The sequence below is a fragment of the Methanosarcina acetivorans C2A genome, assembly GCF_000007345.1.
Taxonomy (GTDB): Archaea; Halobacteriota; Methanosarcinia; order Methanosarcinales; family Methanosarcinaceae; genus Methanosarcina; species Methanosarcina acetivorans.
This window is the reverse complement of sequence record NC_003552.1, coordinates 443,646-458,002: the sequence shown is the minus strand read 5'-3', so window position 1 is coordinate 458,002 and position 14,357 is coordinate 443,646. Positions and strand designations below refer to the sequence as shown.

Sequence of the window (14,357 nt, the reverse complement as noted above, 5' to 3'; positions counted from 1 at the left end):
GGGATTATGAAAGAATGGATAAATAACGAAATAGACCCTTTGAATAAAATAAAAGCTGCCGGATTAGCAGTTTTAATCCTTTTAATGCTGTTTTCCGCAACTCCTGCGGCATGCAGTACTGACATTAAGTACGAACTTATCGCCAACACTACCAGTGACGCTGAAGGCAATTACGTGCTTTCCGGGATTCCGAACGGAAACTATACGCTTGTTGCTCTCTACAACGAGGACAAATGGCGCCGTGCCGACGAACAGGTCCGGGTCCTGGGTACGGATCTTTCGGTGAATCTTGATACTTCTAGCAGGGATATCGATGCAAACGGGTCCCAGGCGCTTCTTGACCTTAAGGGCAGCGGGGGTGACCTTACAGGCAGTGCTGTAATCAGCGGGCTCACCCGCCAGAAGCAGATGAATGCCGACCCTCTGCCTCTGGGCTTTACAGATGTTCTTTTGTTGAGGGAAGTGGTAATAAACGAAACTCTGGTTTCCTCCGGTTCCGGCCAGCACTTGGACATTGCCGTTGTGACCGGATACCGGAGCCATGAGCTTCCCCTCAAGAACCTTATGGAAGAGATCAACAATAACAGCAGCCTGAACCTCACTTTCAGTTATTTTATGGCGGATTATGTGACGGAAAATGACGTCGACCTGAGCGGGATGGACGTTATCTACATCAACATGTTAAGCGCCTCAACCGCCCTGAAGCTCACACCCACGGTGGACAGTGCGATTACTAACGGATGTGTGGTTATTGATGACGACACCCTGCTAAACGAAAGTATTCCCCTTCCTGAAGACCAGATAGAGAGCTTCAGAGAAAAACTGAACAATTACTGGCTTAACGGGGCTTACGACCAGAGCAACCTGAAAAACCTTGTATTCTGCATCTCCAGCGACTGCTGCGGGAGGACCGACCTCCTGTATGAGGACCCGCACACGCTTCCCGAAAGGGCGATCTATCATACGAACATGACAGGGTATTTCACCGATTCCCTGGATGACTATCTTGCCTGGTACTCAAACAGAAGTGACGGAGGGCATGTCTACGACCCGGCAAAGCCCACAGTTGCGATTACCATGTACCAGAGTTATTTCCCCTTCCAGATTGAGCCCATCGATGCCTTGATTTCGGAACTGGAAGCCAGGGACTATAATGTTATCGCCACTTACGGGGCGGATTCCCTTCCTTCCGGGGACTTTTTCAAGCAGGGGGACGAAGTCCTTGTGGACGCCATCATCTCGTTTACGTACTTTGGCAACAAGTTTGATGCCGAGGAACTTGATGTGCCCGTAATCAACGGCATCGTAAACAATTACATGAACAGGACCGAGTATGAAGCCAGCAGCAGGCCGCTTCCTGCGGATAAGATGATGAAGATCGATTTGCAGGAACTCTGGGGAGCTATCGACCCTGTAATAATGGCTGCAACGGAAGTAGACCCTGAGACCGAGACCGAGATGTCAGTTTCCATAGACTACCAGGTGGACTGGCTCATTGACCGCGTCGAAAGCTGGGTAGAGCTCGGGGAGATTCCCGAATCCGAGAAAAAAGTTGCTATCATTTATTATAACCATGGAGGGGGAAAGGACAACATCGGAGCTTCCTATCTTGATGTCGTCCCCAGTCTCTCCGGCCTGCTTGATGCTATGGCTGCCGAAGGATATGCCCTGAACGAAAGCCAGGCCCCGAACGAGACCGAACTCCTTAACCTGATGCTGACTCAGGGCATAAACATAGGAACCTGGGCCCCCGGAGAACTCGAGAAGATGGTTGATACGGGCAAAGTCGTTCTTCTCCCTGAAAGCACATATGAGGAATGGTTTTCGGAGCTTCCCGAAGAGAGGCAGCAGGAAGTCATCGACCAGTGGGGGCCGGCTCCAGGGGAAATCATGGTCTGGGAAAACGAGAGTGGAAAATACCTTGTAATCCCCAGAATCGAGGTTGGGGATAACGTGCTTCTTGCTCCTCAGCCTTCCAGAGGCTGGCTTGATGACAATGAGGCCCTTTACCACGATTCGGAACTGCCTCCCCACCACCAGTACATTGCGTTCTACCTCTGGCTCCAGCATTCCGAAGAGGAAGGCGGGTTTGGCAGTGATACCCTCGTGCATTTCGGCAGGCACGGGACTCAGGAATGGCTTCCCGGAAAAGAATTCGGGCTTACGCGCTACGACTGGCCTTCCCTGATGCTCGGGGACCTGCCTGTGATTTATCCTTATGTGATGGACGGGCTTGGAGAGGGCAATGAGGCAAAACGCAGAGGTGGAGCAGTTATAGTCGATCACCTTGTCCCTCCGATTGTTTCCGCTGGAAGTTATGGGGATTATGCAAACCTGAGCGAAGCGATCTTTAACTATGAACAGGCAGAAGCAGACGCCACCCTTAAAGCGGCTCACAGGTCTGAGGTTTTAAACCTGACCCTGTCCCTTTCCCTGGACGATGAGTTCAACATGACCGAAGCGGAAAACAACGAGACTTACTTTGATAACGTTTTCCTGGAAGGCCTTGAGGAACTTCTGGATGAGTACAAGAGCCAGTCAATGCCTTACGGGCTGCACATCCTGGGCACAAGCCCGAAAGGGGAACAGCTTACGGGGATGGTAAATTCGATGCTTGGCACTGACTTTGCCGATTCGGTAAACGAATTCAACGAAACCGAAGGGGCCCAGCTCTATCTGCTGGATCTGGTCCTGAACCGGGGTGCCAATTCTTCCGAGGCGCAGATAGAGGTTCTCGGGACAGAGAACGAAACCGTCAGTACCTTCCTTTCCAGTGCGGAAGAATATGCTGCAAACCTGGCTCTCGGAGAAGAGGAAATTCGGCAGGTTCTAAACGCACTGGACGGCAGGTTCATTCCCGGAAATCAGGGAGGAGACCCTGTCAGAAATCCGGATGCTCTGCCTTCGGGAAGAAACTTCTATGCTTTTGACCAGCGCATAGTGCCAACAGAAGCTGCCTGGACGCTCGGGCAGGAAATGGCTGACCAGGTGCTTGAAGCCTATGTTGCCGAACACGGGACCTACCCGAAAAAGGTAGCTTACATCCTCTGGGCCGGGGAGACCACAAGGCACGAAGGAGTCATGGAAGCAGAGATCCTCTATCTGCTCGGGGTCAAGCCTGTGTGGAAAAGCGGCAGGGTAGTTGATGTGGAAGCGATCCCCATGGAGACTCTGGGCAGGCCCAGAATTGATGTCGTGATCCAGATATCGGGCCTTTACAGGGACATGTACCCTGATAAGGTGCGCTTGCTGGACAAAGCCGTAAAAGTGGCTTATGCCCAGGAAGATTCTCCCAATTATGTCCGGGAAAATGCCGAAGCCCTTAAATCTTCGCTGATGAGTGAGGTCTCCCTTAATGAAACTGAGGCTCTGGACCTGGCCCTGCTAAGGATTTTCGGGGCTGCGGACGGGGACTACGGCACAGGGCTCCCCAATGCGATCGCTGCAAGTGATACCTGGGAGAGTAATGATGCGCTTGCAGAACTTTATCTCAGCAAGATGTGCAACGCCTACGGAGAAGACATCTGGGGGGAAAACCTGAGGGAGCTTTTCGAAAAGAACCTTGAGGGCGTCGAAGCCACGGTGCACAGCCGGAGCACAAACCTTTACGGGACTCTGGACAATGACGATTTCTTCCAGTACCTCGGAGGGTTGAATCTCGCAATCAGCTCCGTTTCGGGAGGGAAGTACCCGGATTCCTTTATCACGAACATGCTGACCGGGGGAGACGAGAAGGTCGAAACCCTGGAAGAGTTCCTCACAAGGGAAACTTATTCCCGCTATTTCAACCCGAAATGGATCGAAGGCATGCAGGGGAACGGCTATGCGGGAGCCGGGGAAATGGCGGATTTCATTGAAAACCTCTGGGGCTGGGAAGCCACAAACCCTGACCTGATCAGTGATGATATGTGGAACCAGGTGTATCGGACTTACATGGCAGACCGGGAACTCAGCGACTGGATCAAGCAGAATAACCCCTATGCTTATCAGTCCATGACAGCCCGGATGCTTGAGACGGCCCGTAAAGGCAACTGGGATGCCTCGGACGAGATCCTCGAAAGCCTGGCTGCGGATTACGCGGAGTCCGTTGTCGAAGACGGGGTCACCTGCTGCCACCATACCTGCGGAAACTCTCTCCTCAACAGATACGTATCGGGTCTGGTCTCTGTTCCCGGTTTTACCGAGGCAATCGAAGAGGCTACGCAGGAGTCCCTTGAGCAGGAAGAACCTGAAAAGCACAGCAGCAAAGGTCACCAGACAAGTGTTGCCGAAAAACTCAACCAGACTGCCAAGTCAAGCCCCGAGGATTCTGCCAGCAACCAGACAGTTCAAAATTCCGATGCCGGGTATGGCGTCGATTCTCCTGAGCCTGCTCCTGAGGTCCAAATGGCAGATAATCCCGATTATGTGGAGGGCTACGAGATGCAGAAAGAGGCTGTTGAAAATGAGGATGGAGGAGGCATGTCCTTCTCGGGTGCGGATATTTTCGGGACCCTCTTTGTGGTTGCAGCTGCCGGAGGAATCTACCTGGGCATGCGGAAGAAGAAAATGTAAATTCAGGTGGGGATGAGTCCGGTGAATTTCAGGAAAGTGGGGTTTTAACATGCCTTATTCTCCACTTTCTGTCCTTTTCTAAAGGCCAAATTTTAAAGGTCAGATCCAAAAACACTCTCAAAAATATATTATCCACTTTATGTTTTTTTCCTTAAAAAAGTCCCAAATTCAGAAAATAATTGAAGATCGGTCCGTACCTCCGTTTTCACACACACAGGCACGGACTGCATACTACAGGTGTTTCGATATGTTTGAAAATAGATGTATCTCTATTCAAAAAAACTTTTGTATAAAATTTTTAACTTCGGTATTGCTATTAATGCTCTTAAGCTCGCTGATATCGACAGCCGCGGCAGCGGAAAATACATTCAGTTTCGTGCTGGGAGCGGAGAACAATACGGAGGCATTTGAAGCCGTGCTTGCTGAAGGTGATCCGGGAGTGACTATAAATCTCTATAATGCCACCGAAGCAAATTCCACGGACTTCAGTTCAGAAAAGGTGCTCTTTCTTGCTTCCCTTGACGAGGAGGCCCTCGCAAACATCAACAGTACGCTAAACCAGAGTGCACACATCGTTTCTTATGACCTTCCCGAAGGTTTTGACCTGGGGAACTCAAACGATCCGAATATGACGGAGCTCTGGGAAGCCGGAGGGTACCACAACATCAAAACGCTCATAAGATACATGAACGACACGTTTTATGGAGGTGGCGTTCAGGACCCGGAAAAGCTTGAAGTTGCTTTTGTCTTTTCCAGGGAAAGTGCCGTACTGACGATGGATAAAGTGGCTCTTGACCCTGAGCTCTCCGGAGTCATTAATATCAGTACGTACTTCGGGCGTTCCAATGAGGATCTGAGCTTCGATCTGAGCGACAAGGATATTATAATAATGAGAAACCTTGACGCCCAGGTAATAGAAGCTATCTCTCCTACCGTCAATCAGGCAAAAGCCAACGGGGCTTATATTATCAGTTTGGGAGACCTGATCCAGTCTTACAACCTGCACAATGTCAACCTCTCGGACCCGAATTATGCTGATATTACTGAATATTTCACATACGATTCGGAAGAAAACTTCAAGAGGCTTGCTACTTTTGTGGGGGTTAAGTTCGCAGACAGGTATGACGTGATCGAAGAGCCCGTTTCGCGTCCTTTATACGGGCTTTACCACCCCGATGCCCCGGAAGTCTATTCCTCTGCCAGCGATTACCTTGACTGGTACCTTAACAGAGGCGATGATGAGCATGTTTATGACCCTGCAAGGCCCACTGTGGGGATTATCTCGGATAGTTTCACGTACATTGACACCAGGGATGCACCGCTTGTGGAGGCTCTTGTCGATTCCTTCGAATCCCGGGGCTGCAATGTGGTTGTTGCTACTTATTCATATAAAGACGAAGGCTCCAGGGACTACTTAATGATGAACGGGAGCTGTATCGCAGACAGTGTGGTCATAATTTCCCGGGGTTCTCGCTTCAACTATGCCGACTCCGAACAGGGAATCGAGGACCTTAAGACCTGGAATGTGATCCCCCTGAATGGAATCCGCCTTTTCTACGATGTGAGTGCGGAGGAATGGGAAAACTCCTCTCATGGGGTCGGGCCCGAGCAAACTTACCAGCTTTCGGCTGCGGAGATGGACGGGATCATAGAGCCCATAGTAATCGGTTGCAAGGACCCTTCCATCGGAGATTCGGTTTACTATCCGATCGACTATCAGGTGGAATGGCTGGTAAACAGGACAATTTCCTGGACCGAACTCCACCGCAAAGCAAACTCCGAAAAGAAGATCGTAATCCCCTATTATGCTGCAGAAGCCGGGAAAGCTGAAATCGGGGCTGACATTGATTACTACCTGGACGCTCAGGCAAGCCTTGCAAACCTCCTTTTAGCAATGAAGGAAAGGGGATACAACCTCGGAAACGACAGTCTTCCGGACAGGGACGAACTTGCCGAAATCATGCTGGAAAGAGGACATAATGTGGGGGTCTGGGCTCCGGGAGTTCTTGATTCCCTTGTTGAAAACGGAGATGTTATCCTCATTCCTGAAGCCAGGTATCTTGAGTGGTTTGATTCTCTCCCTGAAGAGAAGCAGGCTGAGATGGAAGAGATCTGGGGGCCTGCTCCCGGAGAGATCATGGTCTGGGAAAACGAGACCGGAAAGTATCTCGTAATTCCGAAGCTCGAATACGGAAATATACTGCTTGCTCCCGATCCGATGTGGGGCTGGGACCAGGATGAGTCCGTGACCTACTATGACGGTTCGATCCCTCCGACCCACCAGTGTCTGGCTTTCTACAAGTACATGGGAGAGGAGTACGGAGCAGATGCTCTTTTCACGATTTTTTCGAGTATTGAGATGATGCCCGGAAAAGAATCCGGGCTTTCCGCAAAGGACTGGGGTGCGATTCTCCTGCAGGATATGCCTATGGTTCATGTACTTCCGATGGATGCCGAAGGGATTTTTGACAGGCGAAGGGCGAACATGCTGATTGTGGACTTCCTGACCCCAACCATTGTACCTTCCGGGCTTTACGGAAACCTGACGCTGCTCCAGCAGGACATAAACCTGTTCGAACAGGCATATGACCCGGCAGTCAAGGCCGAATACAGAGAGCTCATCCTTAATACTACCAGGGAGCTTGACCTTGACACGGACCTGGGAGTGGACCTTGAAAGCATTTCCGGAAACGAAACAAAAACCGATGCTTTCATCGAGGACCTGGACGCCTACCTCGGAGAACTGAAGACTATCTTCATGCCTTACGGTTCGCATACCCTGAGTGAGCCCCCTACGGGAGAAAGCCTGGTTGCAATGGTCGAGGCAATGCTCGGGGATGATTTCAAAGCCCATGTTGAGGAAGTAAACTCTACGGATGGGTTGACGACGTTTCTTCTCAATGAGACTGTACTTTCCGGAAGGACAGCCGAAGAAGCCCAGAACTTGGTGCTGGGTACGACTTCGGAGAATGTAAGCTCTGACCTTGAGCTTGCCCTTGAGTATACGGAGAGAATCAATGCCTGTACCATTGAGATTCCGCGCATTCTCGATGCTCTGGAAGGGAAATACATCCCTCCGGGACCTGCAGGGGACCCTATCAGAAACCCGGATGCTCTTCCGACCGGAAGAAACCTCTGTACCTTTGATGACCGTTTGGTGCCTACTAAGGCAGCCTGGAATGTGGGAGTCAAACTCGGAGACGAACTTCTCGAACAGCGGCTTGCTGAAAACGGGACCTATCCTGAAAAAGTCTCTTTCCTGCTCTGGTCCATAGAGACTTCGAGGAACCAGGGGACTATGGAGTCCGAGATCTTTTACCTCCTTGGCGTGAAGCCGGTATGGGACAGCAAAGGGCGGGTACAGGACGTGGAATTGATCGATTCGGATGAACTCGGAAGGCCCAGAATAGATGTTCTGGTCACGACTTCCGGGTCCTACCGCGACATGTATGCAAGCCGGCTCCAGTTGATCGATAGGGCGGTCAAACTTGCAGCAAATGCTTCTGATGATGAAACTTATCCTAACTACGTAAAACAGAACTCTGAGAGGATTGAGGAATCTTTGCTGGCTGCCGGGTATGATCAGGAAACTGCTGAAAACCTTTCCACATCTCGTATTTTCTGCCCGTCACCCGGTTCGTATACTCCGGGAATCGAAAATGCCATTTCCGGAGCGGACTGGGAAGACAGGGAAGATATCGCAGATCTCTATATCGACCGTATGGGATACGTCTACGGGGAAAATATCTGGGGAGAACAGTATACGGATGTCTTCCGGGAAAACCTTGCTGATGTGGAAGTCGGGGTCTTTAGCCGGACATCCAATGTTTACGGAGTGCTTGAGCACCCGATGGTTGCAGCCTATTTCGGAGGGCTTTCCATGGCAGTGGAAAGTGTTCGAGGCAGCAGTCCTGACATGTACATCAATAACCTGCGCAGCTCCGGACAGGAAGGAGTGGAAACCCTGCAGCATTTCTTGAGCCGGGACCTCCGTTCTCGTTATATGAACCCCACATGGATCGAAGGCATGATGCAGGACGGGTATGACGGGACACGTTATATGAATGCTTTTGTTGAGAATATGCGGGTATGGGAAGTTGCTACCCCCGATCTGGTTACGGAGGACATGTGGAATGAAGTCTACAAAACCTATTTCCAGGACCAGTATGACCTGGGGGTTACCGAACACCTGAAAAATACGAACCCTTATGCCTATCAGTCAATTGCCCTTAACCTCATCGAATCCGTAAGGAGGGGAGACTGGAATCCTTCCGATGAAGTCCTGGAAGAGCTTGCCAGGGAGTATGCGGAATCCGTTGTGGAAGACGGAGTCACATGCTGTCATCACACCTGCGGAAACCCCACTCTCAACAGCTATGTTGCAGGTTTGGTCTCAGTCCCCGGTTTCACCGAAGCAATTGAAGAAGCTACGCAGGAATCCCTTGAGCAGGAAGTATTTGAAAAGCACAGCAGCAGTGGGAACAAGGGGAGTTCAACTCCTGTGATTCGGAGTTCTGAGAGCAGCAATCAGACTGTTATGGAGGAAGATGCCGGATACGGGGTTGATTCTCCCGAACCTGCACCCGAAGTCTCAAGATCTTCTGCAGATCCTGATTATGTCGAAGGCTATGAAATGACGCAGGAGACTGTTGAAAATGAGGATGGGGGAGGGATGTCCTTCTCGGGTGCGGACATTTTAGGAACCCTTTTCGTACTGGTTGCGGCCGGAGGAATTTACCTGGGCATACGGAAGAAAAAGTTTTAAGGTATAAATAAACCCGAATGTTAAAAACAGCTAAGGTATCTGGAAAAGGGGAAACCCTTTTTTTCCTTTCTTTTTATGCGGGAAAGACCTTTTCCAGTTCTCTATTTTATTTCTCTATTTTATTTCTCTATTTTATTCCTGTATGCCTGGTTTTATCTCTCAATATCTGATTCTTAATGTCTGATTTTTATTTCGAGTGTCAGGTTTTTGTTCCTGAACGCCTGTTTTTTCTGCCTTTTGCCTTCTAATATCTTTTTCAGTCTTTACTTTCTTCTGTTTTTTCTTCAAGCTTTTTTATATAGGGTTTTATATCCAGTACAGGGGTCCCGTTGATGGCATCCAGGCCCTTTACGTAGAGCACGTTGCCTTCTACTTTTAAGAACTCTACGATGGTCAGTCCTATCCCATTCGGGCGGAATGGGCTTCTGCTGGCAAAAACCCCGGACATCTCCCCGTCATAATGGCGGCGGTGGATCAGTTTATACCCTTTTGATTTGCTGAAATAAAAGAGAATATACAGTTTTTCAAGTTCGTCTACCCTGTAAAGCCCGTCTTCCAGGTCTTTTCTGAGGATAATTTTTGAAACCTTTCCGTAGATCTCTTCGTTATGCCCGGGCTCAAGGTAATCATTCTCAACATAGCCTATGGGGGTAAATTCGACTTTTTCGGGGATTGGCTCTGCACTTTCATTCATTTTTTGCCTCAAAACAGGGAATACAGACTATTTCTCCGTTTTTCACCCTTCCAAGGGGCTCCATAAAGCCTTCTCCGCATTTGCTGCATATAATGGTAGGATAGATTATGGCTTTTTCCGGGGGCTCGATTTCCACTTCACTCACGAAGAAAAGTTCCTCTTCAGGCATTTCCAGAATTCTCTGGCTTTTTGCTGCGTGGGAAACCCTGAATTCCTCTGCTTCTTCAGGGCTTGCAGCGCCTGCTCTCAGTTTTGCGAAGAGTGCCGTGTGTCTGTTGTCCTGGGGGAAGGCATCTGGGTTCATGGAAATTCGGAGGGCTTTTTTGTCCCCTCTCTTGAAAAAAGTATATACATGCTTTCCGTGTTCTTTAAAGATGAGATTCCCTTTCCCGCAGGTGCAGCCATTGATCGCCTGAATCGCATCCACTGCACACGACCTGTTTTCCACGACTGCAACGAGCTCTTCGTCTTCGCTCCTGTCCTTGAAACGGTCGGCAGCCAGAGCAGCGACTCTGTATCCTATGGAAATGCCCGGACAGACATGTCCGTGGAACTTTACAGCAGTATCAAAATCAGCGTTATTGAATTCCAGGTTTCCAACTCCTACTTTAATTCCTTTTTCTGGTATCTCTGATTAATTTAATAGATCAGTTTCATATTCGTTGACTATTATTTATAAATTCTGTATTTCATTGATATTACAAAAAAAATATGAAGTATTAATCGCAGATCAATCTCCTGCATTGTTTTTAGCAGCTGCAAAGTGTGGTATATCCCTCTTTTTTCGGTGCTTTTTTTCTCATGTACCTTAACATCAGGAGAGTTGGACTTTTCCTCCACTATTTTATTTCTCATTTACTATCTATCTCAGGTATGCTTTCATAGAATTTGTCTCCTGATACTATTGGTATTTAGAGAAAGAAGAAACACTGGTCAAGAAACACTGTTTAAGAAACACTGTTTAAGAAACACTGTTTAAGAAACACTGGTTAAGAAAAATTATGTCGGCTTAAAAATAGTTCTTTAATTCCGGAAAAAAAGTTCAAGCTTTACGCTATATCCTGATTAGGATAATAGGGACCATTTTTCCCTTATACAGGTCCCTACCGATGATCCAACCCCATCAGACCGAGAGCTAACCCCTTGCTCTCAATCTATATTCCTTTTTATGGTTTCTAATTATATAACATAAACGACATGAAAAATTGCTTATTCATCAAAAAAATGAGGTCACTACTTTTTTATATTTCTTTAAAATATTTATTTACATCAAATTTTTTGACGATATTAAAACTTTCAACATAATTGAAAACGCTAAATATTTTTTCCCTTTCTTTCATCTTTAAAATTTATTTCCGGATTTTAAAATACACAATCAGAGTTTTTTTAACTCAAAAAATTCATGTGTGGGGTTTCAGCTATCGATTTTTCTCTACCAAAAACTTTCCTTTTCATAGTTCTTCCACCCGGCCCCAAACTTCTTTAATTTATTTTGTCCAGCTAACCGGTTTTTTAAAAAATTAAATGCCTGGATAGTCTGGATTACTCCGTTTTTCGTGGATTTTGGCTCTTAAAAAATATTAGTGTTAGAATTGGGAGCCGTTTGCCACCTCTGATTCGGCTCCCAACTGTGTGATTCAACCCCTATACGATTAAGAGAAAAACCCCTTAACTCTTAATCGTCAACTTCCTCTTTATGTTATTGAGGTATATAACCTATACGACCTTAAAATTTGTTTCTCATTAAATAATTTAGCAGCTTCAAAATCAAGGCCTTTTGACCTGAAAATTCAATTTCACATCCTTAATTCCTCTAATTTTTTACTCTGCAATATTTATTTGGATTTATACTTTTCTATAAGGGCTATAAAATAAATTTTTTTTATATAGACACATGGTAATTTTTAGTTAATTGATAATTTTTCTGGGAAAAGCGGTGAAATATACGAAAGATACTTATCACGTGCTTACCTATATTTCAAAAACATGAACAGTCAGCTTCTTGAATTAATTTTCTTCTCTGAGAAAAGAAAAGATATTCTTTTATTCTTGAAAGAGGGGCCAAAAACTACCGAAGAAATAAAAAAATATCTGAATACCAGTGCGGTAGCTGTACTTCCTCAACTAAAAAAATTAAGGGATGATTCTCTTGTATTCAAGGCAGAAGACGTTTACAGCCTGTCTCCTCTTGGCATAGCTGTAGCTGGCAGAATGCAGGCAATGGTAAGTTTATTAAATGTTTTTGGTAAGAACTACGAATACTGGTCAAAACATGCAGTTGAGTGTATCCCACTCTCCTTAAGGAACAGGATTGGAGATCTGGAAAACTGCACATTTTCCGAACCTCCTGACTGGACCCATCTCTTTGAACCTCATAAGGAATTTGTGGAAAAACTTTCAGTATCAAGAAGGATCAGGGGTATTGCTTCTATTTTTCATCCACTTTACCCGTATCTTTTTCTCTCTTTCGCAGCAAAGGGGGCGGATATTTCTCTTCTTGTTACCCGTACGGTTTACGGGAGAGTAATAGAGGAATATCAAACTGAATTAAGAGAATTTCTAAAGTTGTCTAATTCCAGTTTCTATGTATGTGACGAAAAAATAGATTTTTCTCATGTTGTTACTGACAGGTTCCTCTCTCTAACACTTCCTTTTTCAGACGGCACTTTTGACCATAAACAGGATGTTCTGTGCTTCGATCCCGCTGGTCTTCAGTGGGGAGAAGATCTTTTTGCTTACTACAGGGACAGGTCCGAAGAAATAATCGGGGTTTGAATTTAAATAATCCGGGGTTAAATCTCCGGACTTTGCCGGAAGATAGCTATAAATCGGACTCTATCTATCCTCTATATTATGGAAAAAGTTCAGGAAACCGCAGAAAAGATCCGGACAATGGAAGTCCGGGGTGCAGGCAGGATTGCAAAAGCAGCCGCTGAAGCCATCAGGGATTACGCTGCAGGGCTGGAGGTCGCTTCAATGGAGGAGTTTGCAACCAGCATCCAGGAAGTTTCGAGTTTTCTTATCAGTACCCGCCCAACAGCTGTTTCCCTTCCGAACGCCGTAAAACTTGCTTCAAGGTATTCTTCGGGAAATGTGGAAGAAGCAAGACAGGAAATCATCACAAATGCAAACCTTTTTATTAAAAGAGCAGACCGCGCACTTGAAAAAATCGGAAAAATAGGGTCGAGAAGAATTCAGGACGGAGACGTTATTATGACCCACTGCAACTCGCATGCTGCTCTTTCCATAATCACCACGGCCTTTGATACCGGAAAGGATATTTCAGTTATCGCTACCGAAAGCCGCCCGCGGCGTCAGGGCTTATTGACGATCCGGCACCTTAACGATTTTAGCATCCCAACAACCCTGATCGTGGACTCTGCCGTACGTTACTACATGAAAGGCGTGGACAAAGTTATCGTTGGGGCGGACGCAATTGCAGCCAACGGGGCTCTTGTAAACAAGATAGGGACTTCTCAGCTCGCTCTTGCCGCCCACGAAGCCAGAAAAAGTTTTATGGTAGCTGCCGAAACTTTCAAGTTCAGCCCGAGCACCATTGTGGGAAACCCGATAGAAATCGAAGAAAGGGCTGCAGACGAAGTAGTCGCCCCTTCCGTCCTTGCAGATCTCCCTCACGTACAGGTAAGAAATCCGGCTTTTGACTTCACCCCTGCAGAATACATCGATATGATCGTAACAGATATTGGAATCATCCCGCCTGCGATGGCATATACCGTCATAAAAGAGCACCTGGGCTGGGAGTTTGAAGAGATCTAGGATGTCTAAAGAGATATATAGACATATAGGGCGTACTGCGCTAAATAACAAGAAGGAAAAAACATGATTAATGTTGAATATATAGAAGGCGCACAGGAATCACTATCTTTAATAGAACCTTTATGGCAGAGTCTTATAATCTACCACAAAAATAAATCGAAACATTTTGAAGATACTTATGAGAATAAAAGATTTCAAGATAGAGTTAACGAATTAACAGATGATTCAAAAGTGGCTATGAGAGTTAACTTAGTAAAAGATAAAGATACAGGACAATATATTGGATACTGCATTAGCACAATTAATACAGAAATGATAGGGGAAATAGACTCACTGTATGTGGAAAAAGAATATCGCAAACATGGAATTGGAAGTCAATTGATGGAAAATGCCCTGGAATGGCTGGATAAAAATAAGGTAAAATCAAAAATAGTCGCTGTAGGAGGTGAAAATGAAAACGTAATTGATTTTTATAATCACTATGGTTTCCATGTACGAAAAATAATCTTAGCACAAGTTTCGAATTGAGCCATTTTGAACCCTGATCACCCCTTATCACCTTTTTAA

At 46.7% G+C, this 14,357-nt stretch carries 7 protein-coding genes; 5 read left to right on the top strand and 2 right to left on the bottom strand.

Translation table 11 applies throughout. The annotated features are described in order from the left end of the window. Positions 1–6 precede the first annotated feature (6 nt). Together cobN and MA_RS02010 are read left to right on the top strand one after the other, a co-directional pair. Positions 7–4,554, top strand: a complete 4,548-nt coding sequence (gene cobN, locus MA_RS02015) for a cobaltochelatase subunit CobN (RefSeq protein ID WP_011020441.1) — start codon at positions 7–9, stop codon at positions 4,552–4,554. 376 nt (positions 4,555–4,930) lie between these two features. After that, positions 4,931–9,319, top strand: coding sequence for a cobaltochelatase subunit CobN (locus MA_RS02010; protein ID WP_226990725.1), 4,389 nt, complete (start codon positions 4,931–4,933; stop codon positions 9,317–9,319). Positions 9,320–9,575: 256 nt separating this feature from the next. On the opposite strand, the gene tsaA is transcribed toward MA_RS02010, so the two are convergent. Both tsaA and MA_RS02000 read right to left on the bottom strand, forming a co-directional pair. Then, a complete protein-coding gene (gene tsaA / locus MA_RS02005; RefSeq protein WP_048064869.1) occupies positions 9,576–10,013 on the bottom strand; it encodes a tRNA (N6-threonylcarbamoyladenosine(37)-N6)-methyltransferase TrmO in 438 nt (145 codons plus the stop codon). Then, positions 10,006–10,515 (bottom strand): FmdE family protein, encoded by a 510-nt coding sequence (locus MA_RS02000; protein WP_248698124.1) that lies wholly within the window; start codon positions 10,513–10,515, stop codon positions 10,006–10,008. The genes tsaA and MA_RS02000 overlap by 8 nt, the downstream gene beginning before the upstream one ends. 1,484 nt (positions 10,516–11,999) lie before the next feature. On the opposite strand from MA_RS02000, the gene MA_RS01990 reads away from it, so the two are divergent. The 3 genes from MA_RS01990 to MA_RS01980 all read left to right on the top strand — a co-directional run bounded on the left by MA_RS01990 (position 12,000) and on the right by MA_RS01980 (position 14,318). Beyond that, a complete protein-coding gene (locus MA_RS01990) occupies positions 12,000–12,788 on the top strand; it encodes a helix-turn-helix transcriptional regulator (RefSeq protein WP_011020437.1) in 789 nt (262 codons plus the stop codon). A gap of 78 nt (positions 12,789–12,866) precedes the next feature. Then, the gene (locus MA_RS01985; protein WP_011020436.1) at positions 12,867–13,790 is read left to right on the top strand and encodes a ribose 1,5-bisphosphate isomerase; all 924 of its coding nucleotides are present in this window, start codon (positions 12,867–12,869) and stop codon (positions 13,788–13,790) included. Positions 13,791–13,853: 63 nt separating this feature from the next. Further along, a complete protein-coding gene (locus MA_RS01980; RefSeq protein ID WP_011020435.1) occupies positions 13,854–14,318 on the top strand; it encodes a GNAT family N-acetyltransferase in 465 nt (154 codons plus the stop codon). Positions 14,319–14,357: the final 39 nt, after the last annotated feature.